21 protein-coding genes and 1 pseudogene are annotated in these 23,108 nt (G+C 64.5%); 9 read left to right on the plus strand and 13 right to left on the minus strand.

All coding sequences use genetic code 11. From position 1 onward, the window contains the following. Nucleotides 1-33: 33 nt before the first annotated feature. From QM672_RS28035 to QM672_RS28055, 5 genes and pseudogenes are all read right to left on the minus strand, one after another. A pseudogene (locus QM672_RS28035) lies at nucleotides 34-373 on the minus strand (endonuclease domain-containing protein). A gap of 106 nt (nucleotides 374-479) precedes the next feature. Continuing rightward, entirely contained in the window at nucleotides 480-1,916 is a 1,437-nt protein-coding gene (locus QM672_RS28040; protein ID WP_367625340.1) for a homospermidine synthase, read from the minus strand. Between the two features lie 134 nt (nucleotides 1,917-2,050). Next, nucleotides 2,051-2,617, minus strand: a complete 567-nt coding sequence (locus QM672_RS28045; protein ID WP_311932956.1) for an N-acetyltransferase — start codon at nucleotides 2,615-2,617, stop codon at nucleotides 2,051-2,053. Nucleotides 2,618-2,785: 168 nt separating this feature from the next. After that, complete coding sequence (locus QM672_RS28050) at nucleotides 2,786-3,916, minus strand: type III PLP-dependent enzyme (protein WP_311932958.1); 1,131 nt, start codon at nucleotides 3,914-3,916, stop codon at nucleotides 2,786-2,788. Nucleotides 3,917-4,586: 670 nt separating this feature from the next. Further along, nucleotides 4,587-5,219 carry a DUF2239 family protein gene (locus tag QM672_RS28055; RefSeq protein WP_367625341.1) on the minus strand — a complete coding sequence of 211 codons (633 nt, stop codon included), beginning with the start codon at nucleotides 5,217-5,219 and terminating at the stop codon, nucleotides 4,587-4,589. 188 nt (nucleotides 5,220-5,407) lie between these two features. On the opposite strand from QM672_RS28055, the gene QM672_RS28060 reads away from it, so the two are divergent. From QM672_RS28060 to QM672_RS28080, 5 genes are all read left to right on the plus strand, one after another. Beyond that, entirely contained in the window at nucleotides 5,408-5,896 is a 489-nt protein-coding gene (locus QM672_RS28060; protein ID WP_415086565.1) for a DUF305 domain-containing protein, read from the plus strand. A gap of 11 nt (nucleotides 5,897-5,907) precedes the next feature. Then, the gene (locus QM672_RS28065) at nucleotides 5,908-7,362 is read left to right on the plus strand and encodes a YncE family protein (protein ID WP_415086567.1); all 1,455 of its coding nucleotides are present in this window, start codon (nucleotides 5,908-5,910) and stop codon (nucleotides 7,360-7,362) included. 66 nt (nucleotides 7,363-7,428) lie between these two features. Continuing rightward, nucleotides 7,429-7,956: an RNA polymerase sigma factor gene (locus QM672_RS28070; protein ID WP_415086569.1), complete on the plus strand. Its 528-nt coding sequence runs from the start codon at nucleotides 7,429-7,431 to the stop codon at nucleotides 7,954-7,956. Continuing rightward, on the plus strand, nucleotides 7,953-8,729 hold the full coding sequence (locus QM672_RS28075) for an anti-sigma factor family protein (RefSeq protein WP_415086571.1): 777 nt from the start codon (nucleotides 7,953-7,955) through the stop codon (nucleotides 8,727-8,729). Before QM672_RS28070 ends, QM672_RS28075 begins: the two co-directional genes overlap by 4 nt. Nucleotides 8,730-8,918: 189 nt before the next feature. Continuing rightward, nucleotides 8,919-9,506, plus strand: coding sequence for a GNAT family N-acetyltransferase (locus tag QM672_RS28080; protein ID WP_311932968.1), 588 nt, complete (start codon nucleotides 8,919-8,921; stop codon nucleotides 9,504-9,506). A 41-nt stretch (nucleotides 9,507-9,547) separates the two neighbouring features. Here QM672_RS28080 and QM672_RS28085 read toward each other — a convergent pair whose 3' ends face one another. From QM672_RS28085 to QM672_RS28105, 5 genes are all read right to left on the minus strand, one after another. Then, complete coding sequence (locus tag QM672_RS28085) at nucleotides 9,548-10,234, minus strand: DUF1523 family protein (RefSeq protein WP_311932969.1); 687 nt, start codon at nucleotides 10,232-10,234, stop codon at nucleotides 9,548-9,550. A 119-nt stretch (nucleotides 10,235-10,353) separates the two neighbouring features. Next, nucleotides 10,354-11,688 (minus strand): DUF6638 family protein, encoded by a 1,335-nt coding sequence (locus QM672_RS28090; RefSeq protein ID WP_367625345.1) that lies wholly within the window; start codon nucleotides 11,686-11,688, stop codon nucleotides 10,354-10,356. Nucleotides 11,689-11,869: 181 nt separating this feature from the next. Further along, the gene (locus tag QM672_RS28095; protein WP_415086575.1) at nucleotides 11,870-13,819 is read right to left on the minus strand and encodes an ATP-binding protein; all 1,950 of its coding nucleotides are present in this window, start codon (nucleotides 13,817-13,819) and stop codon (nucleotides 11,870-11,872) included. A 216-nt stretch (nucleotides 13,820-14,035) separates the two neighbouring features. After that, complete coding sequence (locus QM672_RS28100; RefSeq protein WP_311932972.1) at nucleotides 14,036-15,196, minus strand: hypothetical protein; 1,161 nt, start codon at nucleotides 15,194-15,196, stop codon at nucleotides 14,036-14,038. A 178-nt stretch (nucleotides 15,197-15,374) separates the two neighbouring features. After that, nucleotides 15,375-16,454 (minus strand): hypothetical protein, encoded by a 1,080-nt coding sequence (locus tag QM672_RS28105; protein WP_367625347.1) that lies wholly within the window; start codon nucleotides 16,452-16,454, stop codon nucleotides 15,375-15,377. A 689-nt stretch (nucleotides 16,455-17,143) separates the two neighbouring features. Between QM672_RS28105 and QM672_RS28110 the strand changes: the two genes are divergently transcribed. Continuing rightward, on the plus strand, nucleotides 17,144-18,196 hold the full coding sequence (locus QM672_RS28110; protein ID WP_311932975.1) for a catalase family peroxidase: 1,053 nt from the start codon (nucleotides 17,144-17,146) through the stop codon (nucleotides 18,194-18,196). After that, nucleotides 18,193-18,732: a cytochrome b gene (locus QM672_RS28115; protein WP_367625349.1), complete on the plus strand. Its 540-nt coding sequence runs from the start codon at nucleotides 18,193-18,195 to the stop codon at nucleotides 18,730-18,732. The genes QM672_RS28110 and QM672_RS28115 overlap by 4 nt, the downstream gene beginning before the upstream one ends. Nucleotides 18,733-18,783: 51 nt before the next feature. Here QM672_RS28115 and QM672_RS28120 read toward each other — a convergent pair whose 3' ends face one another. From QM672_RS28120 to QM672_RS28130, 3 genes are all read right to left on the minus strand, one after another. Then, a complete protein-coding gene (locus tag QM672_RS28120) occupies nucleotides 18,784-20,067 on the minus strand; it encodes an HlyC/CorC family transporter (RefSeq protein ID WP_311932979.1) in 1,284 nt (427 codons plus the stop codon). Between the two features lie 125 nt (nucleotides 20,068-20,192). Next, nucleotides 20,193-21,326 carry a 3-dehydroquinate synthase gene (gene aroB, locus QM672_RS28125; protein WP_415086579.1) on the minus strand — a complete coding sequence of 378 codons (1,134 nt, stop codon included), beginning with the start codon at nucleotides 21,324-21,326 and terminating at the stop codon, nucleotides 20,193-20,195. Continuing rightward, complete coding sequence (locus tag QM672_RS28130; protein WP_311932983.1) at nucleotides 21,323-21,940, minus strand: shikimate kinase; 618 nt, start codon at nucleotides 21,938-21,940, stop codon at nucleotides 21,323-21,325. Before QM672_RS28130 ends, aroB begins: the two co-directional genes overlap by 4 nt. A gap of 133 nt (nucleotides 21,941-22,073) precedes the next feature. Here QM672_RS28130 and QM672_RS28135 point away from each other — a divergent pair, with 133 nt between their 5' ends. Further along, nucleotides 22,074-22,238, plus strand: coding sequence for a histidine kinase (locus tag QM672_RS28135; protein ID WP_311932986.1), 165 nt, complete (start codon nucleotides 22,074-22,076; stop codon nucleotides 22,236-22,238). A gap of 121 nt (nucleotides 22,239-22,359) precedes the next feature. Continuing rightward, entirely contained in the window at nucleotides 22,360-23,031 is a 672-nt protein-coding gene (locus QM672_RS28140) for a methyltransferase family protein (protein ID WP_415086581.1), read from the plus strand. The last annotated feature ends 77 nt before the right edge of the window (nucleotides 23,032-23,108 follow it).

Genomic DNA, 23,108 nt, shown 5'->3' on the forward strand with positions numbered 1-23,108 from the left:
GAAGCGCCGGATGAGGGGTGGACGAGGCCCCTCTCACCAAGGCAGTCCGGCTCGAGCCAGAATGGTATCCTGAATCACTGCGGGAGATTGCAGGATTTCGGCGTTCCAGAACCGGACGATGGTATAGCCTTGAGCTGCCAGCCAGCTGTCACGCACCTGGGTGTGTGCTTTCGGCGTGCTGGGAGCCATCAGCCTCGACAATGAGGCGATACCGAAAGCAGGCGAAGTCGACGACATAGCGGCCGATCGGCACCTGGCGGCGGAACTTCAGATGAGCGGGCCGACGGCCGCGTAACAGACGCCAAAGCACGGTCTCGGCGTCGGTTTGATCGCCGCGCATTTTGCGGGCGAAGTCGCGTTGCTCAGGCTTCATGGTTTCGGCATCCAGAGGCCTGAGCAGTTTAGTGCTGGGAGGGGTTTCGTCCACCCCTCATCCGCCCTTCGGGCACCTTCTCCCTCAAGGGGAGAGGGTTTTTCGTTCACCGCACCAGGATGTTGCGGAACTGCCAGGGATCGGAGGTGTCGATGTCCTCCGGGAAGAAGCCCGGGCGGCCGTCGAGCGGGGTCCAGTCGGTATAGTAGCCCTTGACCGGGCCGAGATAGGGCTTCTGCACTTCCAGGCAGCGGCGGAAGTCCATTTCATCGGCTTCGACGATGCCGGCTTCCGGATTCTCCAGCGCCCAGACCATGCCGGCCAGCACGGCCGAGGTGACCTGCATGCCGGTGGCGTTCTGGTAGGGCGCGAGCTTGCGGGTCTCCTCGACCGTGAGCTGGGAGCCGTACCAGTAGGCATTCTTGCCGTGGCCGTAGAGCAGCACGCCGAGTTCGTCGGCACCGTCCTCGATTTCCTTTTCGTCGAGGATGACGAACTTGTCCTGCGCCTTGCCGGCGGCGCCGAACATCTCGTGCAGCGAGAGTACGGCATCGTTGGCCGGGTGATAGGCGTAGTGGCAGGTCGGGCGGTAGACCGCCTCGCCGTTCTCGCGCACCGTCAGATAGTCGGCGATCGAGATCGCCTCGTTATGGGTGACGAGGAAGCCATATTGCGGGCCCGGCGTCGGGCACCAGCTCATCACGCGGGTGTTGGCGCCGGGCTGCAGCAGGTAGATCGCCGCGCCACAGCCTTCCTTGTGGGTGCGGCCGGTCTCGGGCATCCAGGTCTCGTGCGTGCCCCAGCCCAGCTCGGCCGGCTGCAGGCCTTCGGAGATGAAGCCTTCCACCGACCAGGTGTTGACGAACACGCCGCGGGGCTTGGGATGCTTGGCGCGCTGGGTGTCGCGCTCGGCGATGTGGATGCCCTTGACACCGACCTTGCGGGCGAGCGCCGCCCATTCCTCGCGGGTCTTGGGATCGGCCGAACCATGGCCGGTCGCCTCGGCGACGTCGAGCAGGGCCTGCTTGACGAACCAGGAGACCATGCCGGGGTTGGCGCCGCAGCAGGAAACCGCCGTCGGGCCGCCGGGCGTGCGGCGCTTGGCAGCCAGCATGCTCTCGCGCAGGGCGTAGTTGGTGCGCGCTTCCGGGCCGGCATTCTTGTCGAAATAGAAGCCGAGCCAGGGCTCGACCACCGTATCGATATAGAGCGCGCCGAGGCTGCGGGCGAATTCCATCAGGTCGACCGAACCGGTGTCGACCGAGAGATTGACGCAGAAGCCCTGGCCGCCGCCGGCGGTGAGCAAAGGCTGCAGCAGGCTCTTGTAGTTGTCCTTGGTAACGGCCTCCTGCACGAATCGAATGCCGTGCTCCTCGATGATCTTGCGGTCGGCATCGAGCGGATGCGGGTCGATGATGACCATGCGCTCCTTGTCATATTCGAAATGACGCTCGATCAGCGGCAGCACGCCGCGACCGATCGAACCGAAACCAATGATCACGACGGGGCCGGAAATCTTACCGTAGACAGGCCATTGAGCCATTCAATCCTCCAAAATGTGCAAGCCCCAGCGTTTAGGCGCTGGGACCCGCGGGTGCAAGTTTTGTCGCGTGAATGTGAAGCAGGGATGACACGATCCCTGGGGCCGCCGGCTTCCAGCCGGCTCTTTTCATCGGCTTAGGCCGCGAAACGCAGGCCGGTGTCGTTGGCTGCCTGGGCGACGAGCGCCGCGAAGTCGGGCGCGGTTTCGAGGTCGCCGGTGGCGTTCACAAGGCCGGCCGCCCCCACCAGCCCGTCGGGCACCAGCTCCAGGCCGAGGAAGCGGTTGCGCTCCACCGGGCCGGGCAGCCAGAGGCGCTCGGTGAGGTCGGTCGAAAAGCCGAAGCGGCTGTAATAGGGCGCGTCGCCCACCAAGAGGATGGCCTTGTGGCCATAGTCCTGGGCATAGCCGATGCCGTGCCACATCAGGCGCGCGCCGAGACCTTCGCTGCGATAGCGGGCATCGACGGCGAGCGGGCCCAGCAGCAGGGCCGCCCGGCCGGGGCCGGCGGAGACGTTCCACAGGCGCAGCGTGCCGATCAGGCTGCCATCATCGACGGCGGAGAAGGCCAGGCCCTTGGCCGGCAGGCGGCCTTCGCGCAGGCGCTCGCTGGTCTTGGCGAAACGGGACGGACCGAAGCAGGCGTCGAGCAGGGTCTCGCGCGCTTCGAGATGGGACGAGGATTCTTGGACAATACGGATCATGGCCGTGGCTCCTGGCAAAAGGAGAGCGACAGCCCTCGCACCGATGAAACGGCCGTACGGGACGATGAATGGAGCGCGGACATCACAGCGACATGCCTGCATGTCGCGATGTCCGCTCTTGGAAACGGGAGGCTTGAGAGAAGAGCGGACAGGATGTCCGCGCTCCGATCAAATCACCACGGAGGCCAGCGGCGGGAAGCCGTTGAAGCCGATGGTGGAATAGGTGGTGGTGTAGGCACCGCAGGCCTCGATCAGCACCTTGTCGCCGATCGACAGGCTCACGGGAAGATCATAGGGGGTCTTCTCGTAGAGCACGTCGACGCTGTCGCAGGTCGGTCCGGCCAGGACGCAGGGCGCCTTGGCATCGCCGTCCCGCTCGGTGCGGATCGGGTAGCGGATGGCCTCGTCCATGGTCTCGGCGAGGCCATGGAACTTGCCGATGTCGAGATAGACCCAGCGGATCTCGTCCGTTTCGGCCTTCTTGGACACCAGCACCACCTCGGCCTCGATCATGCCGGCATCGCCGACCATGCCGCGGCCCGGCTCGATGATGGTCTCGGGCAACTGGTTGCCGAAATGGGTGCGCAGCGCGTTGAAGATCGCCTCGCCATAGGCCGGCACGCCGGGCATGGCGCGCAGATACTTGGCCGGGAAGCCGCCACCCATGTTCACCATCGACAGCGTGATGCCACGCTCGGCCATCTCGCGGAAGATGCCGGCAGCCGTGGCCAGGGCGCTGTCCCAGGCCTGCACATTGCCCTGCTGCGAGCCGACATGGAACGACACGCCATAGGCGGTGAGGCCGAGGGCCTGCGCCTGCTCGAGCACGTCGGGCGCCATGGAAGGCGCGCAGCCGAACTTCTTCGACAGCGGCCATTCGGCGCCGGCGCCGTCGCACAGGATGCGGCAGAACACGCGCGAACCGGGAGCGACGCGGGCGATCTTCTCGACCTCGGCCACGCAGTCGACGGCGAACAGGCGCACGCCGAGTTCGAAGGCGCGGGCGATGTCACGCTCCTTCTTGATGGTGTTGCCGAAGGAGACGCGATCGGCACCGGCGCCGGTGGCGAGCACCTGCTCGATCTCGACCACGGAAGCGCAGTCGAAGCTGGAGCCGAGGCCGGCCAGCAGGTTGAGGATCTCGGGGGCCGGGTTGGCCTTGACGGCGTAGAAGACGCGGGTATCGGGGAGCGCATGCGCGAATGCCGAATAATTCCGCTCCACCACGTCGAGATCGACGACGAGCCGGGGGCCGTCGGCGGGGGTACGTCGGAGGTAGTCGAGGATGCGGTCGGTCATGGCGGGTCTCCCCAAAATCCAAAGGGTGTCACGGATCGGTGCGACGTCACCGCCGCCGCGGGGTGGAGCCGCGGACGTTCGATGCTGACGCGCCGCCCACCGCCGGAAAGGCCGGATGCCTCGCCGCGACGGGATGCAAATCGCCACGCAACGGATCAAGCCGCTGCATGGTTCGAAACTGCCTTGGATTGGATCGGGATACCCGGTCCGCACGCCTGGCAAAGAGAAACAAGCCTCTTCAGTCGCTGGATATGGAAACCAGCCGAGACCAAAAAAGCCCGCTTCGTCGTTGCTTCAAGCTGCGTCCCCCGCGGAGTACGGGGTTCACCGGTCGCCTCCGGCTGCCGATCGTTGTTCGGGATTCGATGATTTCGGCACGTCATGCCTGATCACCTCAAGGGACCACTGCCGCGATCCCTAGTCCATCCCTGGCGACCGTCCAGCCTCTTGTCTGGATGTCCACCGACCGACACGCGGCCACAGGCACGTGCGAAATTGGGCAAGCCGGGAAATAGGAAGAATGGACGTCATATGCAAGAAAAATTTTCGCCCGGGCCGAAATTTTTCTGCGCTGCAAAAACTGAAAATTCACGTGGCCGGCAAAGGAGTTATGCCGGGGCACCCGCTCACGCGCCAGCCAGGGGCGCTGAAGCGGGGCCATGGGCCGGTTTCAGGCGCGAAGACCGCCATTTGCGGACGGGTAACGGACATGCCCGTTGCCGCTGCCCTGCGCTGTGGCGGTGTTGGTCGTGAAGGCGGCTTCGGCCAGCTTGTGTGCATGCCTGCTGACGTCGTCAGGCCAGTCGGCGATCATGGCAGCGAATTTTTCGTCATCGCCGGCGAACAGGGCGCGAATCGCTTCCTCGTAATGCGGCTCGTTGCCGGCCATGGCGCTCATGAAGCGATAGGCGGCCTCGCGCGCCTCGCGCAGCCGGTCTGTCGCCTCGGAGGCATGGCGCGCTTCGTCCACCAGGCGGCGCAGGGCCACGGAGGCCCCACCCGGCTGCGAGGCCAGCCAATCCCAATGACGCGGCAGCAGGGTGATCTCACGGGCGACGACGCCGAGCTTCGGACGCCCCGGCCCGCGCGGCGGCGGCTCGATCAGGGCATAGCGATTGCGGATGTCCTCCGCGCTGCCGCGCAGGTCGAGATCGACAGGCCGGCCGGTGGTATCCTCGAACACCTGCACGGGCGAAGCCTCGCCCGCATCCTGGGCCTGGCGGATGGCCAGCGCAACGGTAATGGCATCGCCCTCGGCCAGACATCTGCGCCCGGCAAAGGCGATGAGGGCAAGATGGGTCATGATCCCTGATCCTGTTGGACGCGCAAAATAGGCCCGGGTGGAATTCATGTCAATATTATCCGGGTGAATATGGATCTCAGCCACTGGAAACGAGACTGCAGAGAAAAATGTCTGCAAGCGGTGGAATAAACGCCGCCTCCGGTTGTCCACCCATCCGAAGGGGTTCGAAACATCACGGGACAGCAAACATGATCGTTCAGCGCAGGGCCGCCCTCGTCGGGCTGGCCTGGATCCTGGCAGCCGGCTCCGTGCCGGCTGTCGCCGACGACACGGCGCATCACGGACACGAGGCCATGCCGGCCTCCGCCGAAACGCCGTTCCTCCAGGAAAACGATGCGGCCATGTCGAAGATGATGAGCGCGATGGCGGTCAAGCCGACCGGCAATGTCGATCGCGACTTCACCGAGATGATGATCCCCCATCACCAGGGGGCGATCGACATGGCGCAGACCTATCTGCGTTATGGCCGCAACGAGCAGCTCAGGCGCATCGCCCAGGAAATCATCGTCGAGCAGCAGCAGGAAATCGCCGCCATGCGGCTGGCGCTCGGGGACCCGCCGCCGGCTCCGGCTGCGGCACCCACGCAGGCCAGCCCCGCCGTTGACCTCTCCCTCAATCCACCCGCCGACGCCAGTTCCCCGCCTCCCCCCATGTCGATGACGGGAACGGACAAATGAAGGACTCATGCATGCATCGCATTCTCTTCGCTCTCGGCCTTCTTGCAGGCACCATGCTGGCACCGGCCGCCGCTTCCGCGGGACAGATACCCGGCCCTGCATCGGCGGCGGATATCCCTATCAGCCACAAGGATCGCCTTTATGCGGCCGAGCAGTTCTCGAACACCGTCTCGGTGAGCGATCCCGTCGACAACAGGCTGCTGGGCGTCATCCGGCTCGGTGAGCCCCAGCCGGGCAATCTCAGCCCGCTCTACAAGGGCCAGGTGCTGGTCCATGGCATGGGGTTCTCGCCCGACCACAAGACACTGGCCGTGGTTTCGATCGGCTCCAATTCCGTGACCTTCATCGACACGGCGACCAATGCGGTCAAGCACACCACCTATGTCGGGCGTTCCCCGCATGAAGCCTTCTTCACGCCTGATGGGCGCGAAGTCTGGGTGACGGTGCGGGGCGAGGACTATGTCTCCGTCATCGATACCGGCAGCTTCGAGGAAAAGCTCCGGATCAAGGTTCCGGGTGGCCCTGGCATGCAGATCTTCTCGCCGGACGGCAAATACGGCTATGTCTGCTCCTCGTTCAATCCGCAGACCGTGGTCATTTCCCTCGCCGACCACAAGATCGTCGGAAGCGTCAAGCAGGCGAGCCCCTTCTGCCCGAACATCGCCGCTTCGGCCGATGGCAAGCAGGTGTGGTTCACCCTCAAGGACATCGGCAAGACGCAGGTCTTCAAGGCCGAACCTCCCTTCGATCTCGTCAAGACGCTGGATACCGGCCCGATCACCAATCACGTCAACCTCGTGGTCAACAAGAAAGGCAGCTTCGCCTATGTCACCGTCGGCGGGTCGAACGAGGTGAAGGTGTTCCGCACCGATGATTTCAAGGAGGTCGCGACCATTCCGGTCGGCAATCTGCCGCACGGCATCTGGCCCTCGGGCGATGGCAGCCGGGTCTATGTCGGGCTCGAGAATGCCGACCAGTTTGCCGTCATCGACACCTTGACCAATCAGGTGATCGCCACCATTCCGATCGGGCAGGCGCCCCAGGCCGTCGCCTATGTCCCCAATGCCGTGCCCGAGGGCGATGGCCTGCAGAACCTGATGCCGCTCGGCGCCGCCGGCGAGGCCGCCCATCTCAAGCTCGCGCCCAGAGGTGCCGGTAGCAAGACCGCTGCGACCAGCGTATCCTTGTTCGATCAGGGCCTGACCCAGATTCTCCAGGCGGCGGTCAGTGGCCTCGAACCGAAGAAGCCCTATGTCCTTGCGCTGTCGAGCCGGGCGGATGGGGGTGGGGCGCTGCAGCCGCTCTCGACCTTCACCACGAACCCGGCTGGTTCCGCCATCGTCAACGCCGTCGGACCGATACGCCAGATCGTCGAAGCCAGGCATGAGGATGAAAGGCGTTTTCTCGTGGTTGCAACCTCCACCGAAGGAAAAGCCGGTGACGTGGTCCAGGTGCAGGTTCAATGAGTAGCGGGCGCGCTCGCCTCGGCCATGCCGGTGGGCGCGCCGTCGACCGGAAGCAGTGTCAAGGCCATGAGTGATCTGCAACGGCTCGTCGAGCCGATGATCCCCGCTCTGCGACGGTATGCCCGCGCCTTGCTGCGGGACACCGTCGCTGCCGATGACCTGGTCCAGGATTGCCTGGAACGGGTGGTCGCCCATTGGCAGCAGCGGCGCGGCAAGGATCCGCGCACCTGGGCTTTTGCCATCCTGCACAATCTCGCCGTCAACCGTATGCGGCAGAAGGCGCGGCGCGGCGACCATCTGCCGTTCGAGGCTGTCGAGGAGAGCGTCCTTGCCCGCCGGCCGGCCCAGGAAGACGCCTTGGTCCAGGCCGAACTCGTCTCGGCGCTGGCGCAGCTTCCGGATGACCAGCGCAGCCTGCTCCTCCTGGTCGGTGTCGAGGATCTTTCCTATGCCCAGGTTTCCGAGATATTGGCGATCCCGATCGGAACCGTGATGTCGAGGCTGTCGCGTGCCCGCGAGCGCCTGCGGCAGCTTCTTGAAAACTCTGATCGATCTGCCACCAGGCGCGGCGGCCATCTGCGGAGCGTGAAATGATCGACAAGCCGATTTCCGAGGATGATCTCCACGCCTATATCGATGGCGCTCTGGACGAGGCCCGCCGCGCGGAGATCGCCTCCTATCTCGAGGCACATCCCGAGATTGCGGCCCGCTTCGGATCCTATGCCGATGATCGCTCCGGCTTGCGATCCGCCTTCGCCGCGATCGCGGAAGAACCCATTCCGACCAGGCTCAACCTGGCCCATATGATCGATCGGCAGCGGCGGCCACGCATTTCCGGATTGTGGGCTGCGGCGGCGGCCGTTCTGCTTCTTGCCGTCGGCGGATCCGGGGGATGGCTGTTGCGCGAGATGACGTCCATACCCCAGGAGGGCGTGGGCGCCCTGGCCCGCGAGGCGTCGGCGAATTTCAGCGCCTATGCTTCCGACAACGTCAGGCCGGTGGAAATCCGCGCCGACAAGGCCACGGAACTGGCCGATTGGGCGGCCGAACGGATGGGGCGCAAGCCTGCCTTGCCCGACCTGTCGAAGGCAGGTTACCGGCTGATGGGCGGGCGGGTGGTGTCCACGCCCCACGGCCCGGCGCTCATGCTGATGTATGACGACGACCGTGGCGGCCGCCTCGTGATGCTGACCAGGCCGATGGCCGTGGACCAGGACAAGGCGATGGCCGCCCATACCGAAGGCAAGGTCGACGGCTGGAGCTGGGCAAGCCGCGGCATGGGCTACAGCCTCGTCGGAACGATGCCGGCCGAGGCGCTGCATCCCCTGGCCGACGATATCCGCAAGCAGGTTTCGGGAGACATATAGGCGTTGCGCCCAACCCCGCCCGGGCGCGCGGCAGGTCAGCATGGCCGAAAGGCCAAGCAGCAGGCATCACTTCCCGCATGGCAGCCTTGTGTGCAGTGCGACGGAGATCGCTTGCAATTTATGCTGCGGTGCACAATATTTCGGACATAGGGAGGTGACGACTCGGGGGTAAGCCACGAGGACTGCGAGATGAACCAGATCACCACCATGGCCCCCAGGGGCATTATCCGGCAGTTGAGACCGTCCGATCTGCCGAAGTTTCGCGATCACCTGCTGCGGCTGGACCGGGAAAGCCGGCATGATCGTTTCAACGGCGGCATCAGCGCCAGTTTCGTCGCCGACTATGCCGAGCGCAGCTTTCGCGGTGGTGCAACCGTCATCGGCTATGTCGAGGACGGCCAGGTTCTCGGCGCGGCTGAATTGCACGAACTGCCCGAATTGGCGGAGCCGACGGCCCAGATCGCCTTCAGTGTCGAACGTCACCGCCAGCATCAGGGCATTGGTGGGCGGCTGTTCGCGCGCCTGCTGCTGCACGCGCTCGGCCTCGGCTATACCCGCCTCGAGGTCTCCACCCATGCCGACAATGCCAGCATGAAGGCGCTGGCCCGCCGCTTCAACGCCAAGCTCAGCTTCGCCCAGGGCGAGACCATGGGCGTGATCGAGCTCGATCCGGCGGTGACGCTGGAACATCCCGCCTTCGAGGCGATCGGCGAGATGCTGCCGGGGCCGCTGACCCTGACGATCGTGGGCGAGGGCATCGCCAGAGCGGCGGCCTGAGCCCTTCAAGTCTCCAGGTCAGATATCTTCCCGGCTTGATCCTATTTGTAGCGCCGTTGGTTCTTCGGCTTCCAGCTGTCGAGCCAGCGCCGGATACGGGCCATGAAGCCGGTGGCCCTGCTCGAAACCGCGACGGCATGATCATCGACGGCATCGGCCGCCGCGCTGACATGGTTCTCGATGCGGGTCAGCATCGGATCGATCCGCTCGCGCTTGAAACGTCGCAGCCGGAAATAGAGCCAGATCAGTCCGATCGCCAGGCCGCCGAACACGAAGATCCGCATCCAGGGGATGACATATTCATCCGGCCCCGTCGCGGCCCGGATCGAGAGCGCGTTGGGGAACATGGTCAGATAGGTGACGCGCCAGCCATAGCTCTTGATCACCACCCATTTCGGAGTTTCCGAGCTGGACTGGAAGGACTGGGCGGCCGCCATCAGGTTGCCGGAGTCGAACTTGTAGTACCAGGGAAAGCCCCAGTCGGTATCCTCGTTGCGATACACGCGCAGTGCGCCGCCGGGATAGACGGTGTTGATGAAGCGCACGTCGCGCGTGTTGGTCGCCTGCACATTGGGCGCCTCGCTGTCGAAGAAGCCGGAACTGTCGAGGCGCTTGGTGTCGGTGCCGACGATGCGCACCACGTCATAGCGCGGCAGCACCTGGTCGAGCCAGCAATAGCCGACCACCAGCGCCAGGACGATCAGGAACCATTTGAACAGGCGCAGCATGAACTCTCCGGGGTGCGCGGGCGTCCCAACGACATGCCAGCATGTCGTGATGCCCGCTTCTTCCTATCCGACAGGTGGGGTGTTTCCAAGAGGCGGGCAAGATGCCCGCGCACCCGGAATCACCCTTTCGGGATTGCTCCCCAGGGTCCGGCCTGTGGTGCCGGCTCTTCCTCCGGCGTGCCGTCGCCGAACAGATCCTCCCAGGCATCGTCGTTCCTGAGTGCTTCGTCCCGGGACAGGAATTCAACCACATAGTCCTGCTTGCGCGCGGTCCAGCCCTGATAGGCTTTGTAGAAGGCCGGCTTGTTGCACAGGAAGAGCTGGCGGATGTCGAGGGGCGTGAACTCGCTCAGGAGCTGGTTGACGAGGTCGCGATCCGGCAATTGGGCGGCCCGGTAGAGATAGAAGCAGCCCGGTTCCGTCGGTCCGGGCAGGCGGGGCTCGAGACCCTGCTCGGCGGCGCGCAGGGCCGCCTCGACCACCTCGAATTCCGGCGGAAGGTCATCGGCGTGGCGCATGGCGAAGCGGCGCAGATCCTGCCGGTTGAGGCGGGCCAGTTCCGCTGGCGCGTCGGCCTTGCCGGCAAGGACATTGGCCAGCATGAAGTCGAGCCGCTGGCGCAGCAGCGCCTTGGCATTCAGGTCGGCCGCCTCGAAGACTGAGGTGATCAGGCCGTTGAGCTGCAGGAAGTGCCAGACATCCACGGCGCTTTCGAGATTCTTGGTCTCCACGGCCCCGATCTTGGGAAAGCCGGGCGCCACGCCGCGATAGAGCATGGCGGGGTATGACAAGTCCCGGAATAGATAGAGCCCGTCGAAATAATTGGTGTAGAAATTGCCCTGGCTGTAGTCGGTCTTGCGAAAACGCACCGGATTGCGGGTGATGTCGCCAACCCGGCCGGCAAGCTTGATCATGGTGTCGATATAGGCGTCGTCCTGCCACAGATCGTCCTTGGCGCGGAAATCCTCGACCAGGCGCGACAGCTGCTCGGCCTCGCCCAGCCGGTCGGTCGGCGTATTGGCCTCGACGGTGACGGAGCGCAGCTCCAAGAGGTCCGCCGGGCTCTTGATGCGCCACATCGAATGCACGAGCTCGCCCATCACGGCCTCGCGCACGCTGAGGGCCATCAACTCCCTGGCATTGTCCTGGATGAAGTTGCGCAGCACCGAGCGCATGGTCGAGAACTGCGCGTTCAGGAGCGGCGCCTTGAGCTGGTCGAGGCTGAGCAGGATGAACATCCGGTTGCAGCCCTCGGGATTGAGGTAGCGGATGTCGTCGAGTTCGTCGCCTACCTCCGGCGAGAAGCCGGAGAGGTCGATGTGGAACTCGGTGAGGGTGGTGCGCTTGCCGATCAGCTTTTCCAGCGCCGCATTGTAGCGTGCCACCATGGTGGGGGAGGAGACCTCGATGAGGTTCCCGAACATCAGCCCCGCTTCGATCAGACGCTCTAGCATGATGGCGCTTCCCGGAAGTTATCTGTCATTCCCGGCGCCGCCACAGGCGGCGGGAAGGGGATCCAGGGGCTATGTGCACTATTCTCTGGCCCCTGGATCCCACTCACAAGCAAGCTTGTGAGGATACCAAGGCCTTCGGCCTTGCCGGGGATGACAGAACGTCCAACGCCGACGATCACTATCATGTGCGCTGCTCCAGATAGCGTTTCTTGGCTTCCTCCATGCGGCCCATGTCACGCACCGCATTGTCGATGGCGGCCTCGTCCGACTTGTCGGCATAGCGGAATTCACTGTCGGCGTAGCGGTTGATCTCCTGGATCACCATCTCGACCGTGATGGGCCTGGCTAGTTCGGAGATCATCGCAAGCTTGGTGGCATAGTCCTTGGTCAGGAACAGCTCGGGCTTTTCCATCCATTCGTCCGGCAGCTCGAAATCCATTGCCCTGACCTTGATGGCATCGGTGATGTTCTTGATGGCACGGCCGGTGAAACGCTCATCGGCCTCCTGGATCGCCTTGAGATAGGCGCCGAGCCTGGCGACGGTGTCGAGCGCCCCGATCTTGCCCTGCACGCTGTCGAACACCTTTTTCAGGGCCTCCTCCTGCGGGCGCGAATGCGCGTCATAGGAAGCGGCGACCGCCTTCTTGATCTCCTGGGCGGCGAAGAGATCGTGCTCTCCGAGCGGAATCTGGTGGCGCTTGCCGAGCAGCAGGGAGAGGAGGTCGATATAGTCCTCCTTGCTCTGCGGGCCGTCGACCAGGAAGCGGGCGCCGGCGCGTTGACGCAGGGCGTCGTCGACATTCTCCGGGAAGTTGGAGAACATGCCGAAGGTGCAGTTGCCGCGCACCACGGTGTTGGCGCCGGCAAAGCTCTCCATCAGCACGGCGGTGATCTCGAGCTGGCCCGAGGAGGATTGCCGGTCGCCGCGCTTGCCGGCGAGCTGGTCGATGTCGTCGATGGTGCCGAAGCCGATCACGGCCGGGTCGATGATCTCGCGGATGAAGGCCTTGGCGTTCTGGGCCGACTTGCCCTGGTAGGAATCGATGCTCTCGGTGGAGAGGTTGGCATAGCGGAAGGGATAGCCGGCATTGGCGCAATAATCGTTGAGCAGGCCCGCCATCATCTGGATCAGCGTGGTCTTGCCGGTGCCGGGCTTGCCGTCGCCCATGAAGGTGAAGATGAAGCCGCCGAGTTCGGCGAAGGGGTTGAGCCGCCTGTCGAAATCATAGGCCATCAGCATCTTGGCCAGCTTCATCGACTGGTATTTGGCGATGTGGTTGCCCACCACCTCCGTCGGCTTCTTGAAGGCCATGGTCAGCGTGGTGGAGCGCTTGTGGGTGGCGGGCGTGAAACCGTTGACCTGGAAGTCGTCGGCCTCGACACGGTAGGCGGCGCTGGTGAAGGCCTCCAGGCGCGGTGCGGTGCCGGCGCGCATGGCGACCGCCTCCATCAGCCGCTCGCACCAGGCCGTCAGCGTCGGCACCAGCTTGAGGCTGCCATCCATGCGGCTCAGTATGCCGTCGAGCTCCCACAAGGCGCCCTGCAGGGCGAGGGCGGGATTGTCGGTGAGAATCTCTTCCAGCTCGCCGACTTCCGCCTGGCCCTCGCTCGCCTGGGCGGCGAGCAGGAAGGAAAGCATGTTGGCGGTGACGTGCAGGCCGATCAACGAGGCCGCCGCGAGCAGTTCGGCGAATTCGGTACGCCGGGCAGGGTCGAGGCGGCCCTCGCGATTGTCGCGCTTGAGCTGGCCGAGGGCGGTGCGCTCCTCATAGAGCTCACCGACGGCCATGGCGGTGGCCAGCGCCCGGCGCAAAGCCTGCAGCACACTGGCCTGGGCCGGGCTCATCAAGGCTTCGCCGGGGTCGGCCTGGCTGATGCGTGCGATCAGGTGGACGCCGTCCTGCGCCGCGCTGGAACGCGCGGTCAGGCCCGGCGTGGTGGCGCGGAACAGCCGGCCGGTCGCGGTCGGGATGCCGGGGGAGCGTTCGGCCGGCGCGGTGCCCGTCGATGCGGGCCGTGCCTTGGCGATGCGTGGGGCATGGTCGAAGCCCTCCATCAGGGCCAGGGCCTGGGGATACTGCGCGCGGATCGCCGCCTCGCGGATTTCCATCAGATTGAGGGAAGCGGTCATGGGGTCCTCGTGGTCAGGATGGGGCGCGGAATGCCTTCTCCACGTAGTGGGGAAGGTGGCGTTGCGAAGCAACGACGGATGGAGTGCGGCCCGCTAACGGTACTCGATCCGGACAGGGCGCAGCTAGCGGCCCACACCCCATCCGACCCGACTTCGTCGGGCCACCTTCCCCGCTTCGCGGAGAAGGCCGGTCGCGCTTTATTCTGCGCACTCCCATCACAGCCCCGTCAGCAGCGACCCGTCCTCGCCCACCACATATTTGCGCACGTCCCGGAAGCCGGGGGGATCGCGGTCGACGAGAACCTGATAGGGCAGCACCGGCAGGACGAGAGAGCGCTCGAGCCGGGTGACGCCGGCCTCGGCGGCAGCGGGCTGGTACTGGTCGAGGTCGAAGATCTCGCGCTCCACCGTGGACAGCAGGCCCGCAGGCACCCTTTCGCTGCGGGCCGAGACCAGCGTCTCGATCGTCCAGGCCAGGGCCCAGTCGCTCTCCTCGGTGCGCGAGACCTCGGCGAGGATTTCCCGCAAGGGGCCGGTCTGCTCGGTGAAGGCATGCGAATACATCGGCCCGACATGGATGCGCCTCAGGAGCTTGGGGTGCAGATTGTCGAAATCGACGTCGAAGCCGCGGGCGATGGTGAGGAGCTTGAGGCTGGAGAGCGACTGCGCCATCAGGTGGGACTGCACCTGCGGCCAGCGCATCTGGTCCTCGTTGAGGATGACATGGCCGGTATCCTCGACCACCAGGAGATAGATCACCGGCAGGCTGAGGGCACTGTCATAGACGGCCCAATGCAGCAGGTAGCGCCGGCGCTGCGCCTTGGGGTCGGACAGCAGCACGAATTGAGGGTGGTTCTGGGCGAAGAACAGGCCGCGCGATTTCAGCGTCTCGTAATAGATACGCTGGCTCATCGCATATTGCAGGTTGGTCGGCCTTGCGCGTTCGGAGAGGATGGCCGCGATCATCTCCTCCTTCAGCCGGGCCTGGTCGGGCTGGTTGGCGAGGTGGCGGTCGACCTGTGCCAGGTCGTTCGCCATCGTCATGATCTCCTGGAACACCGGAAAGCCGCTTTCCGAGCGGTCGATCGCCAAAGTGAGCGGCAGCGAGGAGACCCGGCCCGACATCAGGTGCTTGAGGCTGAGGGCGGTGAAGGTCTTGGCGAGGCGCTGGAGATAATTCTCGATCAGGTCGAGCTGGATGTTGGCGAACTCGCCGCCGCCATATTTGGCGTCATCGGCCAGGCTCGCCTGGTTTCCCTGGCCGGTCTGGCCGGCGATCTCGCGCAGATGGCGGATGATGCGGGAGAACTTGCCGAAATAGCGCCGCATCGCCTGAGGGTCCGGCAGGGTGACGTGATCGTTACCGGGAGGGGTCAAGGGCGGCCTCGGACTCTCTACCCTCCCCTGGAGGGGGAGGGTCGGCCCGCAGGGCCGGGGTGGGGTGATTTTGCCGGAAGGGCTGACACGTTACGGCGCATCCCGAGGTCGGGCGGTGTTGCCACCCCACCCCGATGCTTTGCATCGACCTCCCCCTCCAGGGGAGGGTAGGCGCGCCTCACGCCCCGCCATAGAGGTTCTTGTCGTGCTTCTCGACGATCTTGGCGAAGCGGCGGGCGAAGCGCTCGTCGGATTTGGCCTTTTCTTCCAGGATCTTGCGGGCGAAGACCATGTGGTCCTCGTGCTTTTCCATCATCTCGGCCATGCGCTGGTTGGTGGCCGAGCCGATGGCGGCCATGGCGGCCTGGGCTTCCTGGTCGGTCTTGACGCCGATCTCGTTGATGCGGTGGGCGACGTCCTGCTGCTGGGCCGTCTTGAGCGACTTGGTGAGCGCATCATAGAGCACCACGCGCTGCTTGGTGTCGGTCTGCAGCTTGTTGATCAGCACCATCTGGGTGGCGGCCTGGTTCTGCAGGCTGTCGACCCAGCTCTTGCCCTGCTCGATATAGCGCTCCAGCGTCTGCGACTGCGCCAGCTTGACCTGCTCTTCCTGCACGAGATTGTTGTAGGCCGCATTGGTCTGGGCAAGCTCGGTCTCCAGCCGCGTGCGGGCGGCGGCATCCTGCTCCATCGAGATCTTGTTTTCGAGATCGATGATCTTCGGATCCATGGCCAGGACCTGGGCGCGGATCTTCTCCAGGTCCGCCACGGTGCTCTCGCGATCGGACAGGGTGCCGGACAGATTCTTCTCGACCCGGGTCTTGTGGTCGTTGAGCACGCCGAGCTGGCTCTGCAGCAGATTGACGATGATGTCGGACTTGGAGATCAGGTCCTGCAGCTTGTCGTCGATGGAGGCGGCGCGCAGGCGCTCCTCGCGCATGGAGTCCGATTTGGCGGAGGAGAAGATGCCCACGAAGCTCTCCCAGCCGGACTTCTCGCGCATGGCGTCGAATTCCTTGGAGAAGCCGGCGGTGACATCGTCCAGGCCCATGATCAGCTCGGCGATGTTGGCGTTCATCGCGTTGGAATGGGCGTGAACGTCGTCGAGCGTCGCGTTCTGGATATCGATGGAGATGTCCTCGCCCTTCTCCATCTTGGAATGGGCGAGCTCGATCTTCGAGCTGACCTCGGAAATCTTGGCCTGGGCCGCCTTGATTTCAGCTTCGGCGGACTTGATCGCGGCGTCGAACTCGGCCATGCGGCTCTCCCCTGGGTTGGCCACCCCGGAGCGTGCGGCGTTCATGCCGAACGCTTGTCTGCTCCGGGTTCGTTGTTGCCAAGCCAATCCAACGGATTGGCTTGGAGCGTCTTTGCAATTCTTGGCGATTGCGCCAATTCGGAAGACGCTTTGACTGTTGAGCAACCAAATAGGGGAAATCGAGCCAAGTTTAAAGGGCGCACTCCGGTGTCGGCAACTGGCGTGTGACGTAGGGCACAAAGGGGAGGGGAAGAGGGAGGCGGACCCGCTTGATGTGGCCATGCGAGGCCGGGAAAGGAGAAATGTGCGGCCTCGGCATATCGGATCTCGGAAACAGATCGATAGCCTTCGGGATCCCGCCGCGCATATCCGCAAGCTTGATCGTTCACGCGAATTTCAGACGCACGGATGACCTCACTGCGTGTTTCCGGCGTGGAGGAATGCTATCAAGTCAACTCGATATCGAAAGAGGGGCGCCAAGCGTGCGTCATCACTAACGTGCGTCATCACTAACGTGCGTCATCATGAATTTGCCGCCGTTGCCTGTGGCGCGGGATGCGACGAGTATTGGTCGCCATGTCTGCTTGACTTGCCTCCATCCTCGGATGAAGAATAAGAAATTCTTCGACAGTTGAGGAAGAAATTATCTTTTCTTTTTATCGTGTCGGAATTCGGCTTAAGGAGTTGTGATGTCATCAAGTCCGGCGTCCTCCTATTCTACCTGGTTATCTTTTGCGATTATTGGGGTGGTCGTCGCAGGTGGAGGCGCTGCTTTTGCCTACACTGCCGGGTGGCTTTCACCCCAGGCTCTCACCTCGCAGAAACTCGTCGATGCCCTGGCGCCCGCCACCGGGCCGGCGCTCGGCCACCGGCGCAATCATGCCAAGGGCATCTGTTTCACGGGGCAGTTCGAGGCGAATGGGTCAGGTGCCAGCCTGTCGAAGGCCAGCATGCTGGCGGCCGGCAGCTATGCGGTCGTCGGGCGCCTCAATCTCGGCACGCCGGACCCGAAGGCCAACGATGCCACGGTCCGGGTGAGGGGACTTGGCATCCAGATCACCGGAGCCGACGGCCAGCAATGGCGCAGCGCCATGATAGACCCGCCCTTCTTCCCGGTTTCCACGCCACAGGCGTTCTACGAGCTCCTCATCGCCTCGGCGAGCAAGGATCCGGAGGCGATGAAGCGTTTTGCCGGTGCCCATCCCGAAATCGCGGCGTTTGGCGGCTGGGCCAAGGCTACACCATGGACGGCAAGCTATGCCGAGGACCGTTTCAACAGCCTGAACAGCTTCATCTTCACGAATGCAGCGGGCGCGGAGCAGGCGGTGCGCTGGTCATTGGTTCCCACGGTCGCTGCCAGTGCCCTTGCGCCGGACGATCTGGCCAAGCGCAACGCCGATTTCCTCGAGCAGGAAATCGCGGAACGGGTGAAGGCGGGACCCGTGCAATGGAAGATGGTCGTCACCCTGGCCAATCCGGGCGATCCCACCGCGGATCCGAGCAAGGCCTGGCCTGATGATCGAAAGACGGTGGAGGTGGGAACGCTATCCGCCACGCAGATCCTCGCCGAGGATCATGGGCCGTGCCGGGACATCAACTTCGATCCGACCGTGCTTCCCGACGGCATGCGCACCTCGGACGATCCATTCCCGGCCGCCCGTTCGGCGGCCTACGCCGTCTCGTTCGACCGGCGAACGGCCGAAGCCGGCAGCTATCCCACCCAGCAGGGAGCACAGCAATGACAGCGGCCAGCGGCTCCTTCTCGCTCCTGCAGCGACTGTTGCACTGGGTGATGGCGATTTGCATTCTTGCCATGCTGTTCATCGGCGTGGCGATGGTGCGGACGATCGGGCCGGACTATCTCTCCCTGATTTCAATTCACAAGAGCCTCGGCGTCGCCATTCTGGTGCTGGCGCTCCTCAGGCTGGCGGTCCGGCTGAGAAAAGGCGCGCCTGCCTTGCCCTATGATCTGCCGGCGCCCGTGAAGCTGGCGGCCTATCTGTCGCATCTGGCCTTCTATCTGCTGATGATCGGGATGCCGCTGATCGGATGGGCGATGATGTCCGCGGCGGGTTACCCGATCGTCCTGGCGGGCGGCCTGCGCCTGCCTGCGATCCTGCCGGCCAGCCGCGAAATGCATGCCCTGCTCTGGGATGCTCATTTCTATCTGGCAATGGCCTTCTTTGCGCTGGTCCTGGTTCACATCGCGGCAGCTCTCTTCCACCTGCTGGTAAGGCGGGATGAGGTCTTCAAGCAAATGACGGTTGGGACCGAGTAAGGCGTATGGATCAGGCTCAGTGACGAGGCGGATGCCTCTCGGGGGCCACTCTCACGCGTCCGGCGCCTCCGGCACGATCGGCGTGATCCTGAGCGAGGCGATGCGGTTCTTCTGTTTCCTCAGCACCTGGAAGCGGTAGCCGTGGAAGGTGAAGGTCTGGCCGGCCTCGGGGATGGTGCGGGCCTCGTGGATGACGAGGCCGGCAATGGTGGTGGCCTCTTCGTCCGGCAGGGTCCAGTCCATGGCGCGGTTGAGGTCGCGGATCGGCACCGAGCCGTCGACATTGACGGCGCCGTCCGCCTGTGGGCGCACGCCCGTCACCACCAGATCATGCTCGTCGGAGATGTCGCCGACGATTTCCTCGATGATGTCCTCCAGCGTGACGATGCCGAGCACCGAGCCATATTCGTCGACCACGAAGGCAAAATGCTGCTTGCGGCGGCGGAAGGAGCGCAGCTGGTCGACCAGCGAGGTGGTGTCGGGCACAAACCAGGCCGGCAGGGCAATCTCCTCGATGTCGAGCTTGAGGGGATCGTTGCCGGCGGCGTCGAGGGCACGCAGGAGGTCCTTGGCATGCAGCACGCCGATGATGTTCTCGGGGCTCTCCTTCCATACCGGGATGCGGGTATAGGGTGCGGCGAGCACGCTCTGCACGATCTGGGCCGGCCCCTCTTCGAGGTCGACGGAGAACATCTTGGTGCGGTGGACCATGACGTCGTCGACGGTGAGCTCCTGCAAATCGAGCAGGCCGCCGAACATGTCGCGGTCGGTCTTCTCCACCGAGCCTTCCTTGTGCAGGAGGTCGACGGTGCCGCGCAATTCGTCGGTGGCCGAGAGCAAGGAGGGGTGCTTGCCGACTTCCAGGCCGACGAGGCGTAGGATGGCGCGCACCAGCCAGCCGAGCAGGCCCGTCACCGGCGAGAAGATCAGCACCACCAGCCGGACCGGCCAACCGACCGCCAGGGAGAAGCTCTCGGGATAGTTGATGGCGATGGTCTTGGGCAGGATCTCGACGAAGATGATGGTCAGGACCGAGATGACGATGGTGGCGTAGAAGATGCCGACATCGCCGAAAATGTCGAGCAGGATGCCAGTCGTCAAAGCCGCCGCGGCGGTGTTGACGATGCTGGTGCCGACCAGGAGCGAGCCGATCATCGCCTCGCGGATGTCGAGCAGCTTGTTGACGATCTTGGCGCGCTGGCTGCCATTCTTCTCCAGCGACAGCAGCCTGGCCCGCGAGGCGGCGGTGAGCGCGGTTTCCGAGCCCGCGAAGAAAAAGCCCGCCAGCAGGAGCAGGAAGACGATGAAGAGCGAGTACCAGGCCTCGGGATGCATGGGTTACTTCCGGCTCGGCCCAAGGAAAGAGATCGTCATGGCGGGCGCAGCGAAGCAATCCGGATCTTCATGGCGGGCCAAATCCGGATTGCTTCGCTGCGCTCGCAATGACGGTTCAGACATCATCACGCTCCCAGCTTGCCGGCGTCGGCGAGCTTCTCTTCCAGGAAGCCCGTCACGGCACTGGGGTCGACGTCGTTGGCGATGAAGCTTTCGCCGATGCCGCGGGTGAGAATGAAGGTGAGCTTGCCTCGCTTGACCTTCTTGTCCTGCAGGATCGCGTTCATCAACTCGCCCGCCGTGCCGGCGCCGCCCGGCACTTGGTCGATGCGGGTGGGCAGGCCGGCTGTGGCAAGATGGGCGGCGACGCGCGAGGGCGTTTCCTGCGAGCACAGGCCGAGCCGGGCCGAGAATTCATGGGCCAGAACCATGCCGATCGAAACGCCTTCGCCATGCACCAGGCGGGCGGAATTGTAGCCGGTGACCGCTTCCAGCGCATGGCCGAAGGTGTGGCCGAGATTGAGCAGGGCCCGCTCGCCGGTCTCCGTCTCGTCGCGGGCGACGATGCCGGCCTTGGAGCGGCAGGAGGTGGCGATGGCCTCGACGCGCGCCGGCCCGCCGGCCATCACGTCCTGCCAGTTGTTTTCCAGCCAGTGGAAGAAGGGGGCGTCGTTGATCAGGCCATATTTGGCGACCTCGGCATAGCCGGCGCGGAATTCGCGTCTGGAGAGGGTGTCGAGCACCTGCGTATCGGCCAGCACCAGGCTGGGTTGATGGAAGGCGCCGACCAGGTTCTTGCCGTGGCGGGAATTGATGCCGGTCTTGCCGCCGACCGAAGAATCGACCTGCGCCAGCAGGCTGGTGGGGATCTGCACGAAGCGCATGCCGCGCCGGACGGCGGCGGCCGCAAAGCCGGCCAGGTCCCCGATCACGCCGCCGCCAAAGGCGACGACGAGATCGCCACGCTCGACGCGGGTGGCGATCAGGCCTTCGCAGACCTCGGCGAAGGTGGCGAAGCTCTTGGACGCCTCGCCGGGCGCGACCGTGATGGTCTGGTGCTCGAGCCCGGCCGCATCCAGGCTCGCCGTCAATGTCGCCAGGTGCAGGGCCGCGACATTGGCGTCGGTGACGATGGCGAGGCGCGCTTTGGGCACGAGGGCGGAAATGCGTTGGCCAGCCTCGGCGAGGAGGCCCGGGCCGATGGCGATCTCGTAGGAGCGCGCGCCCAGCGCGACGGGAACGACGATGGGCTGGCTCATGCCGGTTTGTCCGATCTTTCTGTCGATAGATGATGTTCGAGGGCGGTGACGACGTCCTCGAGCACTGTCTCCTGGGCGACGTCGCGCGACAGCACGGTGACATCGGCGCCGGCATAGATGGGATAGCGGACTTCGATCAGCTTGCGCAGCGTGCCTTCCGGATCGGGTGTCTGCAGGAGCGGGCGGGTCGGCTTGCGGCGAACGCGGCGCATCAGCACGTCGAGTTCCGCCTTCAGCCAGATCGAGATACCGCAGCGGGCGATGAGGGTGCGGGTCTCCTCGTTCATATAGGCGCCGCCCCCGGTCGCCAGCACGATCGGCTTGTCGCAGGCAAGCAGCCTTGCGATGACGCGGCGTTCCTTGTCGCGGAAGAAGGCTTCCCCATCCGAGGCGAAGATTTCCGAAATGGTCTTCTGGGCGGCTTCCTCGATCTCGGTATCGGCGTCGCGGAATTCGAGGCCGAGCCGGCCCGCCAGGCGCCGGCCGACGGCGCTCTTGCCCGCACCCATCATGCCCACCAGCACGACCGACCGCCCCGCGAGGGCTTCCGCCATTTTCTTCTCGCGCTCGGCCGGGACAGGGGGTGTCGCAAAGCCGCTCATATCGTCCTGCATCAACAAGTCCATCGTTCTAATGAACCGGAGAGGGGCCTCGATGCAAGAGCCTCACGGGTAAGCGGAGGGCACAACGCCATGGTGCTGCCCTCAATCGCGCACTATCCTGGCACCGTTGCGTTTCAGGATCCTCATGCCCAGCCTCTTCCGTTTCCTTGTCATTCTCCTGCTGCTGGGCCTGGCCGGGTTCGGCCTCGTCTATGCCCTGGGCACATTCGTGAAGCCGGCGACGCGGCCGATGAGCCAGGATATTCCGCTCAGGAACCTGGAGCCGCCGAAGGAGCCGGCCAAGCCCTAGCCTGCTCGCATGCTGGCGGTTTCGGGGCGGGAGCGGCCCTGTTTCCCGTTGGGTGTTCCGAGAACTGCATTTTCGCCCAATACCTGCGGGATGATGCCGTTGCCGCATGGGGACAATGGCCATGATCGTCAAACTGGTCCTGCAAAACCTGGTGTTCGTCGGCATCATGGGCCTGGTGCTGTTCCTCTCCGCGGGCACTCTGGCTTGGACCGCGGCCTGGTTTTACCTGGTTGTTTCCCTGATTGTCGGCCTTGCCGCCGGCTTGTGGCTTGCCTGGACCGATCCGGGCCTGCTGGCCGAACGCATGAGGCTGAAAGCTCCCGAGCAACCCAGCGCGGACAAATGGTTCATGCTGGTCTTCCTCGTGGTCGCCGTGGTCTGGTTCGTGGTGATCGGGCTCGAACGGCGCCTACGGGCCCCCACCATGCCCCTCCCGCTCGAGGCCGTCGGGCTCGTGCTCTATCTGGCTTCCACGCTCTTCGTCATGTGGGTGTTTCGCGAAAACTCCTTCGCCGCGCCAGTGGTCAAGGTGCAGGCCGAGCGTCACCATCATGTGGTCTCGACGGGCCCCTATGCCTTTGTCCGCCATCCCATGTATGCCGGCGTCATGCTCTATTTCATCGGCACGCCGCTGTTGATCGGCTCCTGGTGGGGGCTTGCGATGATGCCGGTGTTCTTCCTGGCGTTCGCGCTCCGCTCGCGCATCGAGGAACGCACCCTGATGACAGGCCTGCCAGGCTATGCCGATTACGCCCGGAGCGTGCGCTATCGCATGCTGCCCGGGATCTGGTGAGGCCGGAACAGGTTCGGAAACGATCGTTTCCTATTCTCATGACAGCAGCTTGCGCCTCGCAGCGGCAGCATGCTCTT

It is taken from the genome of Labrys sp. (in: a-proteobacteria) (assembly GCF_047605565.1).
Lineage (GTDB): Bacteria > Pseudomonadota > Alphaproteobacteria > Rhizobiales > Labraceae > Labrys > Labrys neptuniae.